This window comes from Novosphingobium taihuense, from assembly GCF_007830315.1.
In the GTDB taxonomy this organism is placed as follows: Bacteria; Pseudomonadota; Alphaproteobacteria; order Sphingomonadales; family Sphingomonadaceae; genus Novosphingobium; species Novosphingobium taihuense.
Genome location: NZ_VLKJ01000002.1, coordinates 441,087 through 465,807 on the forward strand (window position 1 = coordinate 441,087; position 24,721 = coordinate 465,807).

General features: G+C 57.8%; 20 protein-coding genes. 11 read left to right on the forward strand and 9 right to left on the reverse strand.

Annotation, left to right across the window (positions count from 1 at the left end; genetic code table 11):
• Nucleotides 1-202 precede the first annotated feature (202 nt).
• The 4 genes from IQ25_RS06920 to IQ25_RS06935 all read left to right on the forward strand — a co-directional run bounded on the left by IQ25_RS06920 (nt 203) and on the right by IQ25_RS06935 (nt 5,194).
• On the forward strand, nt 203-1,363 hold the full coding sequence (locus tag IQ25_RS06920; RefSeq protein WP_144904081.1) for a serine hydrolase domain-containing protein: 1,161 nt from the start codon (nt 203-205) through the stop codon (nt 1,361-1,363).
• A gap of 12 nt (nt 1,364-1,375) precedes the next feature.
• Nucleotides 1,376-1,696 (forward strand): 2Fe-2S iron-sulfur cluster-binding family protein, encoded by a 321-nt coding sequence (locus IQ25_RS06925; protein WP_144904083.1) that lies wholly within the window; start codon nt 1,376-1,378, stop codon nt 1,694-1,696.
• A 115-nt stretch (nt 1,697-1,811) separates the two neighbouring features.
• Nucleotides 1,812-3,149, forward strand: a complete 1,338-nt coding sequence (locus tag IQ25_RS06930; protein WP_220094528.1) for an aromatic ring-hydroxylating oxygenase subunit alpha — start codon at nt 1,812-1,814, stop codon at nt 3,147-3,149.
• Nucleotides 3,150-3,922: 773 nt separating this feature from the next.
• Complete coding sequence (locus IQ25_RS06935) at nt 3,923-5,194, forward strand: amidohydrolase family protein (RefSeq protein WP_220094529.1); 1,272 nt, start codon at nt 3,923-3,925, stop codon at nt 5,192-5,194.
• A gap of 193 nt (nt 5,195-5,387) precedes the next feature.
• Here the strand turns inward: IQ25_RS06935 and IQ25_RS06940 are convergent, their stop codons facing one another.
• Nucleotides 5,388-6,221, reverse strand: a complete 834-nt coding sequence (locus IQ25_RS06940) for an SDR family NAD(P)-dependent oxidoreductase (RefSeq protein WP_144904085.1) — start codon at nt 6,219-6,221, stop codon at nt 5,388-5,390.
• Between the two features lie 301 nt (nt 6,222-6,522).
• Between IQ25_RS06940 and IQ25_RS06945 the strand changes: the two genes are divergently transcribed.
• From IQ25_RS06945 to IQ25_RS06965, 5 genes are all read left to right on the forward strand, one after another.
• Complete coding sequence (locus IQ25_RS06945) at nt 6,523-7,365, forward strand: SDR family NAD(P)-dependent oxidoreductase (RefSeq protein ID WP_144904087.1); 843 nt, start codon at nt 6,523-6,525, stop codon at nt 7,363-7,365.
• A gap of 10 nt (nt 7,366-7,375) precedes the next feature.
• Nucleotides 7,376-7,837: a nuclear transport factor 2 family protein gene (locus IQ25_RS06950; protein ID WP_144904089.1), complete on the forward strand. Its 462-nt coding sequence runs from the start codon at nt 7,376-7,378 to the stop codon at nt 7,835-7,837.
• A gap of 71 nt (nt 7,838-7,908) precedes the next feature.
• Nucleotides 7,909-8,898 carry an SDR family NAD(P)-dependent oxidoreductase gene (locus IQ25_RS06955; RefSeq protein WP_220094530.1) on the forward strand — a complete coding sequence of 330 codons (990 nt, stop codon included), beginning with the start codon at nt 7,909-7,911 and terminating at the stop codon, nt 8,896-8,898.
• An 11-nt stretch (nt 8,899-8,909) separates the two neighbouring features.
• The gene (locus IQ25_RS06960; RefSeq protein ID WP_183661187.1) at nt 8,910-10,115 is read left to right on the forward strand and encodes a cytochrome P450; all 1,206 of its coding nucleotides are present in this window, start codon (nt 8,910-8,912) and stop codon (nt 10,113-10,115) included.
• Between the two features lie 184 nt (nt 10,116-10,299).
• Nucleotides 10,300-11,409, forward strand: a complete 1,110-nt coding sequence (locus IQ25_RS06965; RefSeq protein WP_258536971.1) for a cytochrome P450 — start codon at nt 10,300-10,302, stop codon at nt 11,407-11,409.
• Nucleotides 11,410-11,483: 74 nt separating this feature from the next.
• Here IQ25_RS06965 and IQ25_RS06970 read toward each other — a convergent pair whose 3' ends face one another.
• The 7 genes from IQ25_RS06970 to IQ25_RS07000 form a co-directional block, all read right to left on the reverse strand.
• The gene (locus IQ25_RS06970) at nt 11,484-13,208 is read right to left on the reverse strand and encodes an FAD-binding protein (protein ID WP_258536972.1); all 1,725 of its coding nucleotides are present in this window, start codon (nt 13,206-13,208) and stop codon (nt 11,484-11,486) included.
• Nucleotides 13,209-13,322: 114 nt separating this feature from the next.
• Nucleotides 13,323-15,449 (reverse strand): NAD(P)/FAD-dependent oxidoreductase, encoded by a 2,127-nt coding sequence (locus IQ25_RS06975; RefSeq protein WP_258536974.1) that lies wholly within the window; start codon nt 15,447-15,449, stop codon nt 13,323-13,325.
• Nucleotides 15,450-15,517: 68 nt separating this feature from the next.
• Nucleotides 15,518-15,907 carry a VOC family protein gene (locus IQ25_RS06980; protein WP_144904099.1) on the reverse strand — a complete coding sequence of 130 codons (390 nt, stop codon included), beginning with the start codon at nt 15,905-15,907 and terminating at the stop codon, nt 15,518-15,520.
• A gap of 53 nt (nt 15,908-15,960) precedes the next feature.
• The gene (locus IQ25_RS06985) at nt 15,961-17,499 is read right to left on the reverse strand and encodes a class I adenylate-forming enzyme family protein (RefSeq protein ID WP_144904101.1); all 1,539 of its coding nucleotides are present in this window, start codon (nt 17,497-17,499) and stop codon (nt 15,961-15,963) included.
• A 99-nt stretch (nt 17,500-17,598) separates the two neighbouring features.
• The gene (locus IQ25_RS06990; RefSeq protein WP_144904103.1) at nt 17,599-18,816 is read right to left on the reverse strand and encodes an acyl-CoA dehydrogenase family protein; all 1,218 of its coding nucleotides are present in this window, start codon (nt 18,814-18,816) and stop codon (nt 17,599-17,601) included.
• A 52-nt stretch (nt 18,817-18,868) separates the two neighbouring features.
• Complete coding sequence (locus IQ25_RS06995; RefSeq protein ID WP_144904105.1) at nt 18,869-19,669, reverse strand: SDR family NAD(P)-dependent oxidoreductase; 801 nt, start codon at nt 19,667-19,669, stop codon at nt 18,869-18,871.
• A gap of 251 nt (nt 19,670-19,920) precedes the next feature.
• On the reverse strand, nt 19,921-20,688 hold the full coding sequence (locus IQ25_RS07000) for an NAD(P)H-dependent oxidoreductase (RefSeq protein ID WP_144904107.1): 768 nt from the start codon (nt 20,686-20,688) through the stop codon (nt 19,921-19,923).
• A gap of 472 nt (nt 20,689-21,160) precedes the next feature.
• On the opposite strand from IQ25_RS07000, the gene IQ25_RS07005 reads away from it, so the two are divergent.
• Nucleotides 21,161-22,639 (forward strand): AMP-binding protein, encoded by a 1,479-nt coding sequence (locus IQ25_RS07005; protein ID WP_258536973.1) that lies wholly within the window; start codon nt 21,161-21,163, stop codon nt 22,637-22,639.
• 103 nt (nt 22,640-22,742) lie between these two features.
• Nucleotides 22,743-23,651, forward strand: coding sequence for a crotonase/enoyl-CoA hydratase family protein (locus IQ25_RS07010; RefSeq protein ID WP_144904111.1), 909 nt, complete (start codon nt 22,743-22,745; stop codon nt 23,649-23,651).
• A gap of 73 nt (nt 23,652-23,724) precedes the next feature.
• Here the strand turns inward: IQ25_RS07010 and IQ25_RS07015 are convergent, their stop codons facing one another.
• Nucleotides 23,725-24,606, reverse strand: coding sequence for an SDR family NAD(P)-dependent oxidoreductase (locus tag IQ25_RS07015; RefSeq protein ID WP_144904113.1), 882 nt, complete (start codon nt 24,604-24,606; stop codon nt 23,725-23,727).
• Between the last annotated feature and the right edge of the window lie 115 nt (nt 24,607-24,721).

Genomic DNA, 24,721 nt, shown 5'->3' on the forward strand with positions numbered 1-24,721 from the left:
TGCTGTAACAAGCGTTGGGCTTAAGCATAGACGGTGGCGCGATATGGTTCTTCTTTGGCCTGCAATATCCGCAATGTGATCAAAGCAGTGTCAGTGCGGCCGGGCAAAGCGCATTGGTTGGAATCCAGCGGGCGTTGTGCGACGGATATACAAAATCTGCCTTCCGTGCATCCGCGGGACTGGCCTTATCGCAGGAGCTGAGATGGCTACGAATGGAACTCTCGTGCGTTCGCAAAACGTGGAAGAGACTTTGCACAGACTGGTTGCCGAAGGCCAGGAGATCGGCGTTCAGGTGACAGCTTATCTCCGCGGCAAGCTGGTGATCGACGCATGGGCTGGACTGGCCGATCAGGACACAGGCCGCAAGGTCGATGGCGATACGCTGTTCAACATGTTTTCGGTGACGAAACCGTTTGCCGCCACCGCGCTTCATATGCAGATCGCACGCGGTCTGGCCGACTATGATGCCCCGATCGCGGACTATTGGCCTGAATTTGGTGTCAACGGGAAAGAGGCGACGACCATCCGCCATGTGCTGACTCACCGGGCGGGTATCCCCCAGATGCCGGAGGGTGTGACGCCTGAACTGATGGCTGATTGGGATTGGATGACGCGCGAACTTGCGGCATTGACCCCGCTTGCTCCTCCGGGCGAAAAGACTCTCTATCTCTCGTTGACGTTTGGCTGGCTGGTCGGCGAAATCGTGCGCCGGACCGACCCCAAGGGTCGTGACATTGGCACATTCATTCGCGAAGAAATCGCGCTTCCGTTGAACGCACCTGATGTCTGGGTCGGTCTCCCCGATGAACAACTCCCCCGGGTGGCCAAGCTCGTGAACGCGATGCCTGCGATGCCACCCGAGATGCTGTCGCCGCTATCCTTGCGGGCCATGCCACCGCAGGTAGATCTGATCCCCGAGGTATTCGAGCAGCCAGTGGTTCGCCGCGCACCCATTGCAGGGGTGGGCGGAATCTTCACGACCCGGAGTTGCGCGCGGTTCTGGTCAATGATCGCCGAGGGGGGTGAGCTTGATGGGGTCCGCCTCTTGCCTGCAGACCTTGTTGCCACATTCAACACGCCGCGTTCCAACAGCAACGAACCAGATCCGGTCATCATGGGTTTCCCGGTGCCTTTGAGCATTGCCGGCTTCTGGCTGGGCGGAAAAACGTTCTCAACGGCGGCGGCCAAGCATCGTCGCGTTGTATGTCATCCCGGTGCTGGCAATTGCATCGGCTTCGCCGATCAGGAAACCGGGCTGGCGGTTGCCATCGCACACAACCGAATGCAGGTTGCCATGTCGCCTGAGGAGGACACAATGGTGATGATCGCCGACGCCATCCGTGCTGATTTAGGCATCGACTGACGGGAGTGGTGCTTGCCGGATCTGATTTTTGTCGAGAACGAGGGCGTTGAAGTTCGTGTCAGGGCGCGCGTCGGCGATACAGTGATGCGTGCAGCACGTGTTGCCGGCGTGACTGGGATCGTAGGTGATTGCGGTGGCTGCATGAGTTGCCTCACATGCCATTGTTATCTGCCAGAGGAGACTGCCCAACGCGTACCTCCGCCGACTGGAGACGAGGTTGCCCTGCTTGAGGACCTTGCCTTGCGCAAGGCAGGCAGCAGGCTCAGTTGCCAGATCGTCGTCACCGAAGCGCTCGACGGAGCAACCTTCCTCGTGCCCGCGTGGCAGGGCTGAAGACCTGGTTCGAGGCACTCGCCGGCTAGCGATATGCCTTTTTGAAGTGATCTATAGATAGATTCCGCAGGTTTGACCTTTGTCGAGGCCATGGATGCGGATTGAGGAGATGATGATGGCTACCAACCCCAAGCAGTCGCTTCCGCTCAACAAAATCAGCACGGAGAACTATCTTTCGCGCGAGTTCGCACGTGCGGAGAACGAGCATCTTTGGGGCAAAGTCTGGCTGGTCGCCGGGCGTGTCGAAGAGCTCAAGGAGGTCGGAGATTTCCTGACCTTTAACGTCGCCAATGAGTCGATAGTGGTGGCTCTGGGCAAGGATGGGCTGGTAGCCTATCACAACGTCTGTCCGCATCGCGGCCGGAGATTGGCTGAGGGCTGCGGCCGAGCGAGCCAGTTCCGTTGCCGGTATCACGGCTGGTCTTTCAACCTCGATGGCAAGAACACGCAGGTTCTTGACCGGCAAGACTGGGACGGCGCGCTTGATGACGAGCGGCTCGATCTCTGGCCGGTAAGGGTCGATACTTGGGCCGGCTTCATCTGGATTTGCATGGATACCGAAGGTGAGAGCCTTGCAGAGTACCTTGAAACCATGCCGGAGTACCTCGATCCGTTCGAGCTGGAGGAAATGCGCTTCCGCTGGAAGGTTGAGCTGCACCTCGGGGTGAATTGGAAGGTTGCTCTTGAGGCGTTCATGGAGGGCTACCATGTCGCCGCAACGCACCCTCAGCTGATCACAGTGTCCGGCAATGACTATACGCAGAGCTATGCGCACGGCAAACATGCGCATTTCGGCTACTGGAAGGACGTTCAGCCGCTTGGCACCAGCTCACCGCGCCTTGCCGGCAACGTTTACCCCGATGCGCGGGAAGGCGTGGTAGAGTTCTTTCGCCAGATCGAAGAAGATCTCAACGCGATCCAGACCGATCGTGACTTCGCCGCGGCGAAGAAGATCATGGATATCCTGCCGCCGGACGTTGATGCCATGACGGCCATGGGGACCGCTATCGAACTGGGCCGCCAGGCTGCGATTGATGACGGCACGAACTATCCCGAAGGTCTGACCTACGAAGCCTTGGGCAAGGCTGGCAGTGACTGGCACATCTTCCCGAACTGTGTGACGCTGCCCTATTTTGACGGCGCATTGTGGTATCGCGCACGTCCTGACAAGTCGGAACCCGATAATCCCGATAAATGTTTGTTCGAGATATGGTCACTCAAGCGCTACGCCCCTGGCAAGGAGCCCAAGGTTGAAACGCGAGTTATTACCGACCCGACGAAGGAAAGTGTCTGCCTGATCCTGGATCAGGATATCGCCAATTTGACCGAAGTTCAGGCGGGGATGAAATCCAGCAAGTTTGCCTATGCCCGGCCCAATCCGGTCCAGGAAATGGAACTGATCAACTTCCACAAGACATTGGAGAGGTACGTCTTGGGACAATCACGCAACTGAGCGGGAAGGGCCGAGTGGGCGAACATGTGCTCGCCCACTCGAATTGAAGTGATGCCCTGACGGCACGTGTGAAGCAAACTATCCAAAGCCTCTGTGTAGAGAAGAATTTCTGAAAGGCATTTCGGCATTCAAGAGATTGCCGATTCGCTAATTCGCTCAAATAAACGGCAGCATCGAACCGTATCGGGGCGCTGAAAAGTCGATTGTCGTTGGCAAAATAGCCCCTTCCTGATGCGGGCGAATGCCCCGACCTATCGGATCCCAAATCGACTTACTCAAGCACGCCTTCAGGAATTGGAATCACCGATGCGCCTGTGGTTCGTTGTCCGACTCTTCTTTGTCTGCGATAAATCTGCCATGTGATTGCTGCGAGGCGTCTAATTGCACAGGCAGCAAGTCTCCTACTGCAGGGGACTCAGCTATCGGTCGACGTCATCCGGACGGGCACATTGCCTTGTTTGCGTGCAGCCGTGCCAGCCAAATCGTTACCATAACATAGGTAAAGCATTGAAAATAAAACGTTGTTCGCATCCTGAACGACGCCAGTGCCCAATGCTTATCGTTCAAAGTGATTTCGCTTTGAGGTCATGCACAATCGCCAGATCAAGCTGGCCGCGACCGTCTTCTCATCGATTTATCACTCCGGTAATGAACCGAACGATTGTTCGGTTTTAATTGCTGTTCGCTCTCAACAGCCGTATGCTGCGGGCATCAATCGACTTGCACGGTGGAGCCGGCGGTCCTTGTTCTCAGGTTAAACAGGAGATTTTTTGGTGGCTGGAAAGCAATCTGCCCTTAGGTCGGTCGATGATGGTATCCCAACGTATGAAGGCCCGATCTTCGACGGCGACACTCATATCCAGGAGAAGGACTATTCCTTCTTCGAGCGTTACCTGCCCGAAAAGTTTCACAAGGATTGGCTGCCGCAGCGTAAGCATGGCCCAGATGGTCGTTTTGGCCTGTTCATCGGCGAAACCCGGATCGAAAATGCTGATCTTCAGGAAGACGGCCTGATCCCGCCGCCGGGCAAGCTCAAAGAGTGGCTCCGCGCCATCTCAACTGGGGAGGCTGTCGCTGCCTCGCACGTTACCACACCTGACATGTACGAACTTGGTCCGCGTCTCGCAAAGTTGGACGAATTCGAGGTCGACGGTTCGATCATGTTCGTCGGCGAGTTTGTCTCGGCATTCGGCCAGATTCTGCTCAAGGCGGAGGAAATGGGCGCTGAAGGCGCCAATGCTCTCTTCCACGCCTGGAACGAATATCTCGTCAAGGAATGGGGACTCAACGCCCAGGACCGCATCTACACCACGGCAGTGCTCTCGTTGCATGACCTGGATTGGGCTGTCGCGGAAGCCAAGTGGTTGATTGAGAACGGCTTGCGAGTTGTTGTCATGCCGATGGGGCCGGTGAGTGGCAAGTCACCAGCAGATCCCTGCTTCGACCCGCTATGGAATGTGCTCAACGACGCCGGGGTCGCTATTACCTTCCACGTTTCCGAGGCCAATTTCATGCACCCGGTCATTCGTGAATGGGGCGAACTCCCGCTGCAATCGCGCAAGTCCGGACAGACGGCGTGGCAATGGATGTTCGCCTACAGCGAGATCCCGGTCATGATGACCATGGCGAACTTTGTTTACTGGAACTTCTTCGAACGCTTCCCGAACCTGAAGATGGCCAGCGTCGAGAACGGTGCCGAATGGCTGCCGCGCTTCCTTTACAAGATGGACAAGATGCGCGGCATGGCGCGCAGTGGCTTCTGGCCGATGGGACAGCTCAAGGAACGTCCGTCGACGATCTTCAAGCGCCATTGCTTCGTCGTCGCCTACCCGGAAGATGACATCAAGGGGATCGTCGACCAGCTCGGCGGTGACGCTGGGTGCATTCTGATGGGTTCGGACTATCCCCATGCAGAAGGCGTTGCCAGACCGCGCGACTTCATTGCGGAAGGGTGCAAGGGACTGACCAACGAACAAACCGAACAGATCATGTTCTCGAACGGTCGACGCTTTTTGCCGAAGGGACGGCGCGGCATCACTGGCTGATTCGACCCACAATTAAGGGCCATACAGGGGGTATGCGGCAACGCATGCCCCCTTCGTTCATGGTCTTGCATGAAAGCGGGATCGCCTTGCGCCACCAATTCAGCAGATGGCGGGTACGTGCACGGGCCAGGTGAAAAGCGCATTTATCTTTGTCTGGGAGCCACCATTCGTGCACCCGTGCCGAATGCGGAATTCAGGCTGTTGGCACGTTTCCGCTCGCCATCATTTCGGCGAGTTCCACAGATGATGACAGATGGGACGCACTTCCCCCATCGACCTGAATTACCTGGCCAGTCACATAGGCTGCGCGATCGGAAGCCAGAAAGGCCACCACTTCGCCGATATCCGATGGTTTGCCAAACTCGCCAAGCAGAGTGTGTCGACGATAGATTTCTCGCAAGTCATGCGGAAGACCGCGTTCCAGCGATGACGTCAGGATTGGGCCGGGAGAGACAGCGTTGCAGCGGATCTTCTGCGGTCCGTATTGCGTTGCGATATAGCGCGTGAGCGTTTCCACTGCGCTCTTCGATGCGGCATAGGCTGTGGTGAAGAATGTTCCGCCGGTGGCGGTGCCTGAACTGATGTTGATTATCGAACCGCCGCCGCCCTTGATCATTTCAGGAATTGCATGCTTGCACATCAACATCGTTCCGCGGGTGTTGACCGCAAATGTCTGATCCCAAAGCCCTGCATCCATATCGGTGACAAGCAGATCGGCGCCAACGGCAGTCCGAGCCGCGTTGTTGTCGATAATATCGAGACGGCCGTACGTGCCGACGGTGAATGCGACCAGGGACTTGATGGCATCCTCGCAGGAGACATCGGTCACGCATGATGCGACGGAATAGCCCATGTCAGCCAGCGAACGGGTCGTTTCCGCGAGCATGTCAGCCGCGACGTCGGCGAGAACGACGGTTGCACCTTCGCGTGCCATGATCTCCGCAGTCGCTGAACCAATGTTTCCCGGTTGGGCAGCGCCTGTGATGATTGCGACCTTGCCTTGCAACTCTCCGTTCTTTGCGATCATCCTGAACTCTCCCCGTATTATGCCTCGCCGTTTCCGTCACCCGGGCATGGACACACTGTGGGCCTGGGATGAAGCAATCCCGATTACGTTACCGAAGCTGCAAAGGTCCGTCGCGCCACTCGCGTTGCCGTCTTCTGGATATCACATGTGTAACGGATCGATGCAGATCAGGCCGGTCATGTGATTGCCCCTTGGTATCGTGAGCGTTTGTCTATTAGCACCCCGACAAGAGGTGCGAAAACTCGCTTAAGGAAATGCACTTTTAAAAGCACCAATGGCATCGACACCGTGGGAGGATCGAATGGATCTGGAACTGAATGGCAAACGCGCACTGGTTACCGGGAGTAGCTCTGGTATCGGTGCGGCGACCGCGAAACTCCTTGGGGCGGAAGGTGCCAGGGTCATGGTCCATGGCCGTGGTGCTGAAAGGGCCAAAGCTGTCGCGCAAAGCATCATCGATGCTGGCGGACAGGCGAGTTACGTCCTGGGAGACCTTAGCAATGAGGCTGTTTGCACCGACGTAGCCAAGCAGGTGCTGGAAGAGTTTGGTGGGATCGACATTCTTGTCAACAATGCTGGCGGCTCGGCAGCAGCACACCGTCCCGACACGACGGCGGAGGTCTTTAACCGTGCATGGCTTGATACGCCTTGGGATGACTGGCGGTGGACGTACGAGCAGAACGTAGGTTCGTCTGTCCGATTGATTCAGGCTTTTGCCCCTGGAATGATTGAACGCGGCTGGGGCCGGATCATCAACATGTCGAGTGCGGCCGCAACACAGACTGAGCCCGATCTGGCGGATTATCAGCCCGCCAAGGCGGCGATCACCAATATGACCTCCGGCCTAGCAAAGTCTCTCTCAGGCACGGGCATCACGGTCAACTCTGTGACACCCGGTACAATCGCGACAGAGGGCGTTCGGGCAGGCTTCGTGGAATGGGCAAAGCAACTCGGCTGGACCGAACTCGATTGGCCAACGATCGAGCGTCGATTCACGCATGAAGTCATTCCGCAGCCGACAAAGCACTTCGGGCGACCTATCGATATTGCTCGGATGGTCGCGTTCCTGGCAAGCCCGCAAGCAAGCTACATGACAGGCGCCAACTATCGTGTCGACGGCGGGCAGTGCCGCTCGATCAACTAGGAATAGTCGGATGGAAGAGACCGAGCGGCTTGCCGCCATCGAAGATATCAAGCGGCTAAAGGCCAAGTACTTCCGCTGTGTCGACACAAAAGACTGGGAAGGGTACCGCTCGGTCTTTGCGGATGATCTCGTCTTCGACATCACGGCTGACATGCCCGATGTCGGTGTGATTGTCGGCGCCGAAGCAGCTGTGGCCATTCCCCGTGGCTCGCTGACCAGCGATGTCGTTTCCATTCATCATGGCCACTGTCCTGAGATCGAAATCCTTTCGCCAACAATGGCCAAAGGAATCTGGGCGATGGAAGACAGACTGTTTTGGGGGCCAGGCAGCGATAGCCCAGGACAGTCCATGCATGGCATGGGGCACTACACTGAGACTTACGAGAAGACCGAGCAAGGGTGGCGCATCAAGAGTCTGAAACTCACACGTCTTCGCGTCGAGTTCAATCCAGCTTCCCCGGTTTCCGCATAGCGAAGCGTTGCGGGATGCGACGCAAGGCTCTCCTGGCAGGAAGCGCCCACGAGTAACGAAGGATGCAGAATATGAGCCGGGCAGAATTGCGATACGATGGGCGTGTTGCCATCGTGACAGGGGCTGGTAGCGGCCTGGGCCGGGACTACGCGCTAAACCTAGCCAAGCGCGGCGCAAGCGTGGTCGTAAATGATCTCGGTGTAGACACGCGTGGCCGACAGGCTGCCGAGGGGAGCGAGAGTTCGGCCCAGGCCGTCGTGCGGGAGATCGAAAGTGCTGGAGGTAAGGCTGTTGCCTGCCATGAAAGCTGCGCAACGCGTGCCGGCGGCGCGGCCATCGTCCAAGCTGCGCTTGATGCCTTTGGCAGGGTCGATATCCTGATCCACAATGCGGGCTTCCTGCGCAACGGGCCTTTTGAAAGCCTGACTGACGAGCAGATTCATTCGATCATGGATGTGCACTTGCTGGCTGCTTTCTATGTCGGCCAACCAGCTTTTGCTGCCATGAAGCAAAACGGTTATGGTCGAATCTTGCTGACGTCGTCTGCCTCGGCGTTCTTCGGGATGCCTTGGCAGACCAACTATGCAGCCGCCAAGCTAGGCCTTGCCGGCTTGGTCAATGCCTTGTCGCTGGAAGGGCAGGCGCATGGTATCAACGTGAACGCGCTGCTGCCGACGGGTTCGGGCCGTCTCGGCAAGGGCGATTCCGATATGGACTGGCCGGACGGCTTGATGGCTTCAGTCCCAGCCGGCATGGAACTTATTGCCCCGCAAATGCGGAACGAGTTCGTCACCCCGATGGTGATGTGGCTGGTCAATGAACGCTCAAAGACTACACATGGCTACTACAGCGCCACGGCTGGACGCTTTTCCAGGATATTCATCGGTGCCGCGCGTGGCTGGCTAAGTGATGCGATGAATCCTCCGATGCCCGAAGACATCGAGGAGCACATGGCCGAGATCGATGACATCTCGCGCTATGATATCCCACTGAAGGTATTCGATGAGTTCGAGCCGATCGTGGCGGCCCAGCGCGCGTTGCTGGAAGGCAAGGGGGACTGACCGTGCTCAATATGGCGAAGACCATCGTCGAACGGCCAGCACACGTTCCGCCTGAACTGGTTGTTGACGCGGATATCTATGATCTGCCCGGCGGGGATCACGATCCCCACATGGCGTGGAAGGCGCTTGATATTCCGGGTAATCCCGGCTTCGTCTGGACCCCGCATAATGGGGGGCACTGGATCGTAACGTCGGCTGACCTGCTTTGGGAGCTGTACCCTGATCTTGACCGGGTTTCGTGCAAGGACATCTCGATCCCGCCAAGCGAGAGCCCGCTGAAACTCATCCCTGCTGAATCGGATGAGCCGGAGCATCATTACTACCGCAAGATCGTGTTGCCCTTTGTGGGTCCCAAGGCCGTCCGTTCGCTGATGGTACAGGTTCGCGCGATGAGCGCCCAACTCATTGATGGCTTCCTGCATCGTGGCTCCTGCGAGTTCATGACCGAATTTGCGCGCCATGTGCCAATGCGCATCTTCCTGTCTCTGGTGAACCTGCCGGATTCGGACCGCGAATGGCTGGTTGACCTTGTGGACAGGGTCATTCGCCCCCAGTCTGAGGAAGATCGCACCAGCAACACGTCGCGGATGGCAGCCTATCTGGGTGAGTGGATCGAGAAGCGGCGGAGCGCTCCAGGCAAAGATCTGCTCAGCGCAATCATTCACGCCAAGGTTGGTGATCGCCCGATGAACGAGCTTGAGGTGCTAGGGGAATGCATGGACGTTATGTTCGGCGGCCTCGACACCGTTGCGAGCATGATGGGCTTCATCATGAACTTCCTCGCAACGCATCCGGACCATTACCGGACGCTTGTAGAAAGCCCCGAGCGCATTCCATTGGCAGTCGAGGAAATGCTCCGTCGGTTTGCCGTGGCCAATCCCGGTCGCCGGATTGTGCAGGATATCGAGCGCCAGGGTTACAGCATGAAGGCGGGTGACATGCTGGTGCTCGCCAGTTGCCTGCATGGTCTCGACGATGCGCGCTGGGGCAACGCGGCCACCGTTGATTTTGATCGCAAGCGTAGCACGCATTGCACATTCGGCACAGGCGTTCACAATTGCCCAGGTGCCGGACTTGCGCGCAGCGAGATCGCCATAATGCTCGAAGAATGGATTGCCCGCGTACCGGCCTTCGGACTTGATCCTGACCAGCGGGTGATCACGGCCAGCGGTGCTGTCAACGGGGTTGTCAAGCTACCGCTGATCTGGCCGTGCTGACTATGGCGCAGCCCTAGCCTCCAAGGGCGCACTGGGAAATTCCATGAGTAAAGCTCTCCGCATTTCCGATTTTGACGATCCTACTTTCGATCCGTCTAGGACGTTCGATCAAGCAGCCGGTCTGTTCGAGATCGAAGATCCATGGCCCCGCTTTCATGAACTGGCCGCCCGCGGGCCGGTTCAGGTGGGCTCGCTGCGCGAAGCGTTTGGCCTTGAGGAATTCAGTCTCTGGTCCGATCTGCCAAGCTATATGGTGTTCGGGGCGGAGGCGGTAACCAAGGCCTACTTGAAAGCGCCGACCTTCTCGAACGAGATCATGATGCGCGTCTACACCGATTCCTTCGGGGCATCGATCAATGGAATGGATGCGCCCGAACACACTCGGTATCGGCGGCTGTTCCAGCAGGCCTTCATGCCGGCTCAGGTGCTGAAATGGGGTGCCCATCTCGTCCCTGAAGTGGTCAATCGCCTCATCGATAGCTTCGCAGGCACAGGCAAGGCTGAGCTGGTACGCGATTTCACCAGTCGCTATCCGTTTGATGTGGTCTATGCACAGCTAGGCCTTCCGCCTGAAGAAGGGGCGGTGTTCCAAAAGTTGGCAGTGGGTCTGATGTGTATCCTTGTCGACTATCCACACGCCGTCGAAGCCTCTCGCAAGATGGGTGATTACTTGCTGACGCTTCTGCACGAGAGGCGCTCGATCAAGTCCGACGACATCGTGACTATGCTGGCGCAGGCCGAAGTAGGCGGAGAACGCCTACCTGACGATATCGCAGTGTCGTTCCTGAGACAGCTCCTCAATGCGTCGGGTGATACGACCTATCGCGGCACAAGTTCGCTGCTCGTCGGGCTCCTTACGAATCCGGATCAGCTGGAGGCGGTTCGCGCTGACCGCTCATTGATCGATCAGGCGATTGACGAGGCACTGCGCTGGGATGGTCCACTGACCGCAATGACCCGGCAGACACTTTCCGACGTGGAACTGATGGGGGTCACCATTCCCGCCGGTTCCAAGGTCGATATTGTTCAGGCGAGCCTGAACCGTGACCCCTCACGTTATCCTGACCCGGACAAGTTCGACATCTTCCGGGAACGCAAACGCCATTCTGCTTTCGCTCTTGGGCCGCATGTTTGCATAGGGCAGCACCTTGCCCGTATCGAGATGGATCGTGCTGTTAATGCCCTGCTTGATCGCTTGCCCAACTTGCGGCTCGATCCGGATTACCCGCCACCGCAGATCGTCGGCTTCAATTCTCGCGCGCCGCTTGAGCTCAGGGTACTTTTCGACGCCTGATCCTGGTACCGTGTGAGCGCGGCAGCAGGCGCGGCGCAAGGAGCTCGGCCATAAAGTCGGCACCTTCCGCCGCTTCAAGGCACGCTGTTATGAGCCTTTGCGACAGCGTCCTTTGCAGCGATGTATCCAAAGGTAAAAGCGGGCGAAATGCTTGCTCCAGGTCCAGGATAAGATCGGCCCATTACAGAGGAAGTGCAGTTTCCGGTGGCGTAAAGGCCATCGATGATCGAGCCATCCGCGCGAAGGACCCGAGCCTTTTCATCAGTGACCACACCGCCGAACGTGCCCACATCACCCGGGTAAATGCGCGTTGCGTAGAAAGGGCCCTTGGCGATTGAGCCGACGCAAGGGTTGGGTTTGTGCGTGGGATCGCCGCGGAAGCGGTCATATTGACGTTCGCCCTTGTGAAACTCCTCGTCTATGCCGGTCTCTGCAAAACGGTTGTAGCGTTCTACCTGCGCTCCAAGTCCGACTGGATCAATCCCAGCCTTACGCGCCAGTTCATCGATCGTGTCGGCCATTATCAGGAAACCTGATTCAAGCCATTTCTTGATCGGTTTGGTGCCGGGCATCAGCGTTCCGTAGGCATAGCTCTTCATGGCGCGGTCGTCGAAAACAGCAAACGCGGGTACGGCATGGTTGTTGTACATGGCTTCGCCCAGTTCCATGTATGAACTGGCCTCGTTCACAAAGCGCCGCCCGGTCTTGTCGACCCACATGTAGTGTGGAATCGCAACCTCACCGACATGCATGAATGGGTATTCGTTGCCTTGCTTGTCGATCGCGCCGGCAGGCAGCGATCCATCGGGATTGAGCGACGTCGGAACCCAGACGGCCATATCAAGGTTTTCGGTATCGGCGCCGAGGCGGATCATCTCCTCAATCATTTCTCCTGTGTCGCCAGGATTGGCATTGGTCCATGTATTGCTGATCGGATGACGCTGGTACTTCTGGCGCATCGCATCGTTGCGCGAAAACCCGCCAACGTTCATCAATATTCCGAAACGGCTGCGGACCGTGGTCCGCGCGCCGTTATAGATACCTTCAACAGCAACCACTTGCCCGTTTTCTTCGACGAGACGGTCGGTTGCAAACCCGCCAAAAAGGGGAATGCCGCGCTTGAGAGTCATTTCCAGCATGCGACCTTGGATCGCGCTGCCGTGCGCGTGAACCCGTCGTCCCAGCAGCTTGTTCTTGGCAATTGCCAGCGCCAGCCGGGCCATGATTCCCTTGGCCTCCCAGGTCTTCTTGAACATGAGCATCCGGATCAGCGGTAGCGACGGGAAGGGAATTCCGTTGAAACCCATATAGCGGGAAAGTTTTTCCTCCCACGGACCAAGCTTGCGAATGTCGTAAGGGACCGCTGTCAAGGACCGGCCACGCGGTTGCCCACCATCGCGATCATCATAGTAGTCCGACCAGCCATCTGGGTATTCGAACTGCATACCCTGTTCTTCGAGGAATCGGATCATTTCCGGTGCCTCGTCGAGGAACGCCTTTCTGCGTTGCGGCGTCGTTCCCTTGCCAACGAAGTCGACCGTTGCATCCATGTAGCGCTCTGCCAGCTCCCGCGTGTCCTGCACGCCGAACCGCTTGATGATGTGGTTGTTCGGAACCCACCAGACGCCTCCTGAGAAGCCGGTCGAGCCACCGAATTTATCCCGCTTTTCAAGTATGACGGGCTTAAGACCGGCAAGTTGGGCAAGGATCGCTGCGACCATGGAGCCACCGCCACTGCCGACAATCACGAAATCATATTCTGGCTCTAGAACGAACGATTCTGGTGGCGGCAGCTTCACGACAGGCTCTCCGGTATGATTTTGCAGAATGGTTAGGCCTCGCTCTATGCAGGCGCAACAAGCGTGGCAGCAGGCCCCCAGGTCATCAGCGGCGTGATGGCAAAGGCGTATCTGCTATTCTATGGTTGCGGCGACATCGGCGGCATCCTTCATCGCCTGGGCAATGTATCCCACGCCCCTGCAATCGCCCACTGCATGCGTCTCGAACCCGGCTGCACGCAATTGCGTGACGAGCGAAAGATCCTCGGTTGCGCCCTTGGCAAGGATGACATTGTCAGCAGCAAAGGCCCTGTTGACGCCCTCACGGTCTGTGCAATGTACGTCCTTCTCATGGATGGTGATAGCATGCACGCCGGGCACCATGACGACACCCATTGTCTCTAGTTCGTCAAGAATGGCACCTCGACGCAACGGCGCCAGTCCGACGCCGAACTTTGCGGTGTCGTCAACGACAGTTACAGAACGGCCACGGTGGGCAAGAAACTCGGCGAGTTCCAATCCGACCAGATCACCGCCGATGATCACGATTTGCTTACCCAGAGGCATCCAAATGCGGCTGGCTCTCCGGATTAACTGAGGTGAACCAATCAGGCCAAGCTTTCGGCCCGACGCCATCAGCGCCCGCGTTGCAAGAGAAAATCTGGTAATGCTGTCAGCATTGCCTGGCTCCCCTAACAGTAACTCTCGCAGGTCGTTGCCATCGAAAACATGTGATAGGTGAGCCCCGGAGATCGCGGGGCGATCGCGGGCTGCACCCGTGGCCACGATCACGACATCAGGTTCCAATGTCTTGATCGCATCAAGGCTTGCCTTGCTGCCAAGCTGGACGTCAACGGCGCCTTTGGACAGCTGCCGCTTTAACCAGGCAACAAGGCGGCCATTCGGCTCATATGCAATGGCGGCAATCAGTGCCGTTCCGCCCAATTGCCCTGACGCTTCAAGCAGGGTCACCCGATGCCCCGCCTTATCGAGCAGGCGGGCAGTCTCCATCCCTCCCGGGCCGCCGCCAACGACGACCACCTTGCGGGAAGATTTGGTGGGAGAATGCGTAACGAGTGATTCTCGGCCGGTCATGCCGTTTGCAGCACACCGGACATGGCGATCGAGCGCAATTTCAGAGAGACACAGAAAGCAGTAGATGCATGGCCTGATTTCGTCAGGTGTCCCGGCGACGACCTTATTCGGCAGATCGGGGTCAGCCAGAAGCTTTCGCCCCATTCCGATGAAATCAGCTTTGCCTGCGGCCAGCAGATCGTTGGCAACATCTATTTCGAGCCTGCCTGCTGCGATCACGGGAACGCTGACAGCTTCCCTCACCTTGGAGGCATAGCTCGCGTAGTTCGCCGGGTTCATTGGAGCAGAGCCACTGACCAGGCCCTTCCCGCGAGCGCTACCGCTGAAGGAACTTGCCGTGATCGCGTCAACGCCGGCACGCTGTGCAAGCTGTGCGACGATACATGCATCGTCCACAGTGAAACCGTTCTCGATATTGAATTCTACAACGTTGAACTTGGCCCACAGTGGAAAATCTCGGCCAATCGCCTGCCGTATGGCTGAGATAATTTCGACAAGGAAGCGAGCACGGTTCTCAACCGACCCCCCGTACTCGTCCGTCCGGCTGTTGGTTGCTGGAGACAGGAAGCTCCGGATCAGAAATCCGTGCGCAGCATGGAGTTCGATACCGTCAAATCCCGCCTCGACTGCACGCCTTGCCGCGTCGGCAAACTGCCTGACGACAAGTGCGATATCAGCCTTGTCCATGATCCTGAACGTGGGCGCGTGGGTGATCCGACCAAACGGGGACTCCTCGATCTCGTCATCGAACAGCAAGCCGGACAGAACGCTTGACGACGGCGTTGGTGGAGAGGGGGTCAAAAGCGGGCGACCATCTATCATGTCCCCGGTCGAGGACGGACCGCCATGCTGAAGTTGCGCGGCGATCTTTGCACCATGGGACTGCACCGCCCTTGTCACTCGTCGTAGCCCCGGAATGAAACGGTCTTCCGAGATGCCAACCTGGTTGCGCATGACCAGGCCATGCGGATAAGCAACTCCGATTGCCCCCATATTCACCAGTGCCGCGCCGCCGCGGGCACGGGCTTCGTAGAAGGAAAGGGTTCGGTCGCCACATTGACCATCTGGCTCGGCATGGTTGGAACCCATTGCCGTCTGGAACATGCGATTACGCAGTTCCAGCGTCCCGATCCGGCCGGGGGAGGCAAGATTGACCGTGTTATCGATCGCCGGTCTCGCTGAGTATCAAACTCGTGGAACCCATCCATCGCGATTGTTCAAGGTGCCGGGTCATCTCAATCAAGCCTGACACCGTGGTAGCAGCATAGCTTGTTGCCGTCTGGATCTCTGAGGTACGCACCGAATGCACCGTTTGCACGCGGCTTCGGCTCGGGTTTCCCTTCGCATGTCCCGCCGTTTGCGATGCCCGCAGCATGCCAAGCTGCGACCTGCTCGTCGCTATCGGCCGCGAACATGATCGTTCCGCCATTGGCATAGGTAGCCGGCTCGCCATTGCGCGCGACACCTACTGCAAAGCTGGGGCCACCCGGAATGCTGTACATGAGAAACGGGGGATCGAACTGTCCCGACGAAGGCGGCAGGCCCAGTATCCCGAATGTCTCGTCATAGAAGGCGCGCGCCTTTTCGAGATCGTTGGTTCCAAGCCTTAGATACACAAGTTGCATCCGTCATTCCTTCGCAGACGTACTTGGGAGACTTTGAAATGGCGGCTTCCAGCTCAATGGAGTGACGATGCGTCTGCTTCACCTCTCTCCAGCGCTTCTACAGCATTCAGAACGTTCAATCGGGTCACTTTGCCGACCGGATTGATTGGCATGCTTGGCAGGGTATGAATTGCCTTGGGCGCGCGGACCGAACCGAGTGCCTCCTTGGCAAAACTGACGAGTTCTTCCGGAGTTGTCTTACTGCCGTCGGCCAGGACAACTGCTGCCTCCACGCGTTGGCCCCAATAATCATCGGGCCTCGCAATCACGGCCACGTTAAGCACATCCGGATGGGTCGACAGGCAAGCTTCAACGTCTCCAGGATAGACATTGAAACCACCGGTTATGATTACGTCGCGCAATCGATCCTTGAGAAACAGATATCCGCGCTCATCGAATAGTCCGAGATCCCCGGTGTGCAGCCAACCGTCGACGATAGTTTGCTCAGTCAAGTCAGGGCGATTCAAATATCCCCGCATCACAAGATCGCCACGCACGACCACTTCACCAAGTTGCCCGGCGGGAAGTAGCGTGCCGTCCGGTCCCATGACCTGCACGTCGTTGTAGGGGCATGGCCTTCCGACGGATTCGATGTTTGCACTATCCGCTAATTCACTGGCCGTTATGGCAGTGATCATCGTGGGAGCTTCGGTCTGACCGTAAATCGCCGCAACGGTTGGTCCGAAGACTTCTTGCGCCTGACGGATTCTGGCTGCCGGCATCGGAGCGGCCCCATAGATGAGGTGCTTGAACTGAGTATAGCGTAAACCTGTCGCGATTGCGTGGTCGACCAGCGAGTAAATGAGAGTAGGCGGCATGAAGCTTGCGGTGATGCCTTCACGGATAATCACTTCAGAGATGGCCGGTGCTTTCGCGCCATCGACGAGCACAATTGATCCGCCTGATGCGAGAATCGGCATCAGGAAAGTGCCTGCCCCGTGTGTCAAAGGAGCAACTACCAGCATGCGATCATGCTCATTGAACCCGAACGTGGTCAACATGCTGGCGATGCAACTCATGAAGGCGCGGTAGGGCTGGAGCACACCCTTTGGATTGCCCGTAGTACCACCGGTGAACTTGATCGCCGCAATCTCGTCGACGAGATGCGCGATATCCGCAGGCCGACGACCACGATGGGTTTCGCAAATCTCTGTCAGGCTCTCGATTCCCGTTCGCGCCTGCCCTGCCATCAGGATCATGGCGCAATTGGAATCGGCAAAGAGCGGGATGAAATCATCGTCCGCAGCTATCAATGAAAGGTCTGCGGCTGTGGCAATCCCTGTGAGTTCGGCTCGCGAATTGCGTGGGTTCAGTGGAACCCACACATGACCAGATGCAAAGATGCCGAGCATCATGACCACATGATACCAGTTGTTATGTCCGCAGACGCCAATGCGGGTCTGCGGTTCCGGGAACCGCTCCTGCAGATAAGTGGCTATTGCATCAACACGAGTAGCAAGTTCACGATAAGATAATCGCACAGATCCATCGGCCAAGGCTTCTCGTTCCGGGTTCAGACGCAGCCCCCGGTAAATCATCTGAACTGGCAGCATCTGTCTTCACCCCGAAAACTCTGTCCCATTCGACAGCTTCCAGCCCTGTTCCCTAACCGGGATACACATGGGACCATCGCCGTGCTTCAGGCTTTGCAATCAATTGGCATCGACAAGCCCGCGCGGTGTCCAACGCTTTCCTTCAGCCAGCCCCAACAGATCTGTGCCGGCGTCACGCAACGAGTTGTTTGAGACCACGAGGTGTTGGGTTGCCGAGAATGTGTCACGCAAGGTACGCTCAAGAGTACCCTTGCGGAGGCCGACGCCGCCGCTAGCACGATGCGCGAAAATGGAGTTTTCCATCATGGCAGTGGTGGCATGGCTCAACGCCAGTCGGGCCCATGTGAACTGTCTCACCTGAACGGCTTCGCCTCTGCTGACAGTTTCGCTAATGTCGTTCCAGACATCAAATGCGAGCGCGCGAGCCGCACGGAGCTTGGCCTCGGCTGAAGCGAAATCCTCTTTAAAAGAATCGGAACCACCAAGGTTGGCCAGTGCCGACGGACGACCAGATGGCGCATTCACGAGCGCTGCCAGTTCATCCAGCACGCGTCGACCATGTCCCAGCGCCACGCCTGTGTGGCCAAGGGCGCTGAAACCGACAACGCCGATCCGGTAACTGTCGCCCCCACGCTTCCCGACGAGTTCGGAAGGCGGATGGGTATGATCGTCGGGAATGAACACGTCGGTGACCGAATAGTCTATGCTGCCGGTCGCTCTCAGCCCCAGGACATCCCAATTACCCTTCTTTTCCACTTCATGCGCGGGGATCAGGAAGGTTCGAGCTTCAGGCGCGTTGGTGCCAGGCACCAGTTTCGGCTTGCCTCCTTCAGTCACGATTGCGCCCGCATGGAAATAATCGCAATGGAGGCAGCCGCTGCCGTAGGTCCAATGGCCGGTAAGGCGGTATCCGCCATCAACGACCTCAGCCTTGCCGGTAGGTGCACCAGCGCCCGCGATGATGGGGCGAGATTTGCCGAAGATATCCTGAAAGCCTGCGTCGGAAAGAAATGCAGCCGCCGCCGCCGTTGCCACGTTGGCTGCCATGACGACCCAGCCAGTCGCAATATCGGCTTTGCAAAGCTCCTCGACAACCGAGAGTACCTGAACGGGATTTGCGTTCAGCCCGCCCACGGATTCGGGAACCATCATGCTGAAGAAGCCGGCCTCGTGAAGCGCCGATATTGATTGGTCGCTGACTCGTCCATTGGCGTCGTTCTCTTCGCCCTTGCTCGCGATCTGCGGAGCAAGACGTTTGGCTTCGACAAGCAATGGGAAGTCGGCGCGAGAGATGCTTGCGATCTTTTCGTGAATCATGGTCAACGATCCTGGATCGGAGGGATACGAAGCAGGCAATGTGGGGATTTGGTCAGCACGCAGTCCATCCACCGTCCTGAGTGATGACCTGCCCCGTCAGATAGGCAGAAGCAGGCGAGGCAAGATAAAGCGCGAGGCCGAGAATCTCACTCGCGTCACCACGACGTTTCATGGGTATGCGGCGATTCATCTCGGTGTAGAAGCGCTCTTCCTCTTCCTTTGTGCGCTCCTTGCGGCGGCCATCGCCAAGTCGGGTTCCGCCGTGCCAGCCGGGGGCGATTACGTTTGCCCGGACCTTCTCAGCGGCGTATTCGACCGCGACCTGGCGCGTAAAGCCTATCACTCCTGCCTTCGAGGCAGCATAGTCCGCGCTCGATGCAGGAAAGTCAGGATAATAGCCGCCCAAGCCGAGTATCGATGCGACGTTGATGATCGAACCGCCGTTGGCGCGCAAATTGGGCAGCAGCGCTCTCGTCATGAAAAAGGTACCAGTCAGGCTGATGCCGACGCCACGCTGCCAATCTGCAGTCGAAAGTTCGTGAGTCATGGTCGGCGGTGTTGCGACACCTGCGAAATTCACCAGAACATCGAGAGGTTGTCCGCCCATGTCTTTGGCCAGCTGCGCAACGGCTGCCTCATCCCATACGTCGAGAACGCACGCTTCTGCCTGTCCGCCGTTGGCGCGGATGGCGGTCACGACCTCATCCACCCTGTCGGGAAGCAAATCAGCACAGACCACTCGCGCGCCCACTTGTGCATACCCTTCCGCAATCACCCGGCCAAGGCCGCTTCCGGCGCCCGTAACCAGTGCGGTGGTGCCATTCAGGCCAAACAGTTCATCCAGCAATTGCATCTTGGAGTTGTTATCCTGATCAGGAGGTCGCAGGCCCGGACAGATCTAGGTTCGGGCAATATTCGCAGTGAATTAGAAGTCTGCGCTGCGGTGATGTCAACGCGCCCTGCCCATTAGAGAGTCCGAGATCATATCCGAGATTGATTCCCGAGCACGGAGGTCAATTCCACTGAACAATCCCCCGCATGTCGCTGGGTGAGCGGGCGCTTGCGTGCGTCTGGACAGTTGCCCAGTGGCATAACCTGGACCGGTTACTTGCGGCTCTCGTCGATGTGTGCAGCAAAGCCCGGTGGAGCGTTCGCCGCAATCTCTTCCTTCAGTTCGAACTTGCGTTCTGTATAGTCTTCAGCCTGCCGCCGATAAGGGATCGGCGAGATCGTGAACAAGGTGCGCATACGCTCACGTACTTCCTCGGCGATACTGTCGTAGCGCTCCTGTTCCATCCGGTCTGTACGATGCAGCACGCAGGACGGCAGTACATCGAAGCCTGGGTACCACAGCATCCCGTGATTCAGCGGGAAAAGGAGGTCATCAATCGGTCCATTGACGCCGCGGTCGCTGAAATAGGATTCACCGCCTCCGACCATCACCATGAGCATTGCGCGCTTGCCAACCATGCGCCCGGCGCCATAACGGTCGCCACCCGTCTGATAGCCGATCCCGGCAGTCCACACCCGGTCAATCCAGCCTTTCATGATTGCGGGCATCGCAAACCACCACAGCGGGAACGCGAAGATGACTGCGTCTGCCCAAAGGACCTTGTCCTGTTCGGCAATAATGTCAGCTGCGAAAGCGCGATCAGCGGCTGCAGCCATCGAGGCAAAGGGGTAACGCACGGGTTCGGCAGGATCGTGCGCGGTGAAGTCGTCAGCATCGTGGCAGGCTTTGAACTTCATCGCATATAGGTCCGAGATCTGCACCTCATGCCCGTCAGCGCGCAGTTGCTCGGCAGCCACATCCCGGAGTGAATTTGTCAGGGATGTTGGGCCAGGATGAGCGGATACAATCAGGACTTTCATCGCGATGCGCTTTCATATCTTCAGGGAAGTGCCGAAGGGGGGGCCCGTCTGCTGTGACGGAGATAGGTAGGGGCGCCTTGCAGTGTCAATCTGCCTACCCGGCTCAGGGCTCCTGGCGGAGAGGCTATGAAGGCTTTGCCGCTAGGCCACGCGCAGGGTGGCAAGCGAAGGTTGCAGTTAAAAAGAAACAAAAACAGATATATAAGATTGATCAGAATGGATGGCACTCAACCCTTCTGGTTAGGACGCCGCTGCCGATATCAGCAATGTAATGCTTGTAACGACGTGGCTTCCCGAACCGACCAATCGCTGCGCAGAAGAGCTTGTCAGACTTGGCTATTTCTTCGGAGATCATAAAGTTATGTCAGCGAATTTTCCGTGCATGGCCGCGACCTTCTGATCCATGACCGCAGCTTCATTCGCAGCCTCTGATTATCTGCATGACGACGGCACGCCTCGAGTTGGAGCGCCCATGGGAATGCTGTTGTCAGCCCATGCAGCCATGCGTGGCTCGGTCACGGCTCTTTCGATCGCTGATCGGGACCTCACTTTCGCCGAGCTTGATTCAGCCACAAACAGGTTGGCGCGTCGTCTGGCCAGTATAGGGGTGCAGAACGGCGATACCGTCATGATCTGCATGCGCAATCGTGTGGAGTTCGTGCAGACCTTCTATGCGGCGTGGAAACTGGGGGCCATGCCGTGTCCGATCTCGTTCCGTCTGGTTGCAAGTGAGCTGGCTGAGTTGGAGCGGCTGGTACAGCCTCGCGTTGTGGTAGCCGATATCGCGACGGCCTTTTCGGTTTCGCCGGTTTTAGAGGCAGATGCGCTTGGCCTTCATGAATTCTCCGATGAACCATTGCCTCCTGCCGTCGCCGAGCCAGGCAAGATCATTGCCAGCGGCGGCAGCACCGGAAGGCCGAAGCTGACGATAGACCCAGTGCCCTCGATCTGGGGGCCGGACAAGGCTTCAACCTTTCGTCCTGCCATGATCACCACTGTGAATGCCGGACCGCTGTATCATACGATGCCCTACAACTACTGTATTCTGCCACTGGCGGAAGGCAGCACGGTAGTCAGCATGGAGCGTTTCGAGCCGGTCGAATGGTTGCGACTGGTCGAAAAGCATCGTCCTCATTCGGTCAATCTGGTGCCTACCATGATGAGCCGCATCGCAAAGCTGCCAGAAACGGTGACACGCAATGCGGATTTGTCATCAATCGAAGTACTGTTTCACGCGGCTGCAGTATGCCCGGCTGATGTCAAGCGGTGGTGGCTTGATCGTATCGGGCCCGAAAAGGTGCTTGAGGTTTATGGTGGAACCGAGCGGATCGGGTCCACGATGATCAGGGGCGACGAATGGCTGGCCCATCCTGGTTCGGTTGGCAGACCGCCTCCTAGCGATGAAATCGTCATTATCGGGGAGGATGGACGCGAACTGCCGCCGGGCAAGATCGGCGAAATCAGTTTTCGCCGACGTGGCGTTGGTCCGGGCACGAAGTATCGATACATCGGTTCGGAGACCCGCATCCGCGGCGAGTTGGACAGCTTCGGGGATATGGGCTGGCTCGACGACGACGGATACCTTTACATCGCCGACAGACGCACAGACATGGTTGTGGTGGCGGGAGTAAACATATTTCCCGCTGAAATCGAGGCCGCTCTGGAAAGGCACCCCGACATTCTTTGCTGCGCGGTCATCGGTCTTCCTGATGATGATCTGGGCAACATTCTCCATGCGATCGTCGAGCTTGCTGAAGGCACAGCGGCACCACAGGATGCTGGTGAGTTTCTGGCCGTCCAACTTTTGCAATTGGCCCCATTCAAGCGACCGCGTTCGTTCGAGTTCACTCAAGAACGCTTGCGCGACGATGCTGGCAAGGTTCGTCGTGGGGCGCTCAGGGCGGCGCGCATCGACGACGGACGCGATCAAGCTACAAAACCAAGCATGTAATTTCGCGCAACCGAAATGCCATTCTGAATGCAAGCCGGTGACGTTCGGTGCATCTGTCCGCGTTCATGCTCGTATGGGCTGGTGAATTGCGAGGAGAGTGGAGATGCAGGACTATTCAGGGAAATGGCTGCGCAAGCCGCAGTGCGTGCGGTTCGAGGTTTTCGGCGCAGTGGCCTGCATCACGCTGAACCGGCCCGAGAAACGCAACGCGATCTCGCATCAACTCATCTATGAACTGCGCGACGCTTTGCTGGAGGCGGACGACCGACAAGACATTAACGCGGTGCTGCTACAGGGCGAGGGCAAGGATTTCTGCGCCGGATACGATCTCACATCTTCCTATGGCGATTGGGAACCGGAAAACGATGCGGCCGAGCAGCACAGCTACCGTCCCGCATATGGCAGCTTTGACAATGACTGCTGGGGCATGGAACGGTTTCAGGCGATTCCGGATCTGATCTTTTCGATGCACAAGCCGGTTATCGCAAAGATCCATGGCAATTGCCTGGCGGGCGGCACCGATCTTGCTCTGCGTTGCGACATGATCGTGGCGGCAGACGATGCCAAAATCGGCTTTCCGGCAATCCGGGCCAATGGTTCACCCCCTTCGCACATGTGGACCTATCACGTGGGGCCGCAATGGGCGAAACGTCTGCTGCTGACCGGCGATGTCATTCTTGGGCGCGATGCGGCCAAGATCGGCCTTGTCCTCGATGCGGTACCTGCCGACGAGATCGACGATTTCGCAATGGATCTTGCTCAGCGAGTAGCCCTTGTCGATACAGAGCTTTCAGCCGCCCAGAAGCGGATCGTCAACATGGCGATGGAGCAGATGGGCATGCTCACGACCCAACGCTTCGCACGTGAGATGGATGCACGTGCTCACCTCGGGACAGGTCCAGCGCGCATGCGATTCAAGAAGGACATGGGTGAAGGTGGCTTGAAGCAGGCTTTGAACGGCCGCGACGGCCCCTTTGGCGATAGCGTGATCAAGCTGAGAACAGACCGGTAGATCATGCCTGGCTGAACAGACAGCAACCGGGTGGCGCGATACTGCGCAACCCGGTTGGATGATCGGACGCTTGTCAGCCGTTGGGGAATAGAAGCTTGAGCGAATCTCCCAATGGAGCAGGGCAGTATCCACCGCCGGGCCAATTGATGAAACCGCCTGCCGCCGAAGTGCCGCCATCGACATGGATGTTTACCCCTGTAATCGAGCGCGACAGGTCCGATGCTAGGAACACCACCGTGTCGGCAAGATCTTCCTGCGAAGCCGGCGTGCCCATGGGAATGTACATCGCAAAAGCCTTTTCGACTGCGCTCATCGGGGTTTCGGCGAACGTGGCGGCCAGCTCAGGAAGCAGCGCGGTGTTGTTCCCATTGCTAGGCGTGGTATCCGGCGTCACCTCGTTGATGCGGATGCGCCGACGCCCGAGTTCTACTGCGAGTGCTTTGCGCAGGTTTGCATTGGCCGCCTTGGCGCCGGCATAGACCGAGAAGCTTGCCGCCCCGCGATAGGCTTCGATCGTGGTGAAGTTGATGATGCTTCCGCCCCGGTCGGCCCGTTCGATGAGCGGCACGGCCAAGCGGATCGACTGGATGACGTATCCGAAATTGCGGCGGATATCCTCGGCATCCTGTTCGTCTGTAGCGGTCAGGAAGTCCCGTTGCTTGACCCCACCGGCCACGTTGACGACAACATCGAGCCGGTCAAACTGTTCACCGACCTGCGCATAGAAATCGCGAACATTGTCGCTCGACAGCACATCGCCGTGGAACGACAGGAACCTGCGGCCCATGGCTTCGACCTGTCGCTTCGTTTCGGCCATTGCTTCGGCGTCCTTGTCGAGCACCGCCACATCCACGCCCATGGCTGCGAGCCCGAGCGTCGCGGCGCCGCCAATTCCTCCGCCACCGCCAAGCAAAGCGGCAACCTTGCCTTTGAGGTTTGCCTTTTCATCGAGCATCGCGCGTCTCCCATTTGTGGCCTGCTGCCAACTGTTGGCGAGCACTACCGCAATGGCAAACTGTTGGTTTGTGAAAAGTGTTGTGAGCGGGACCGGCCAGAATTCATATCAGCCA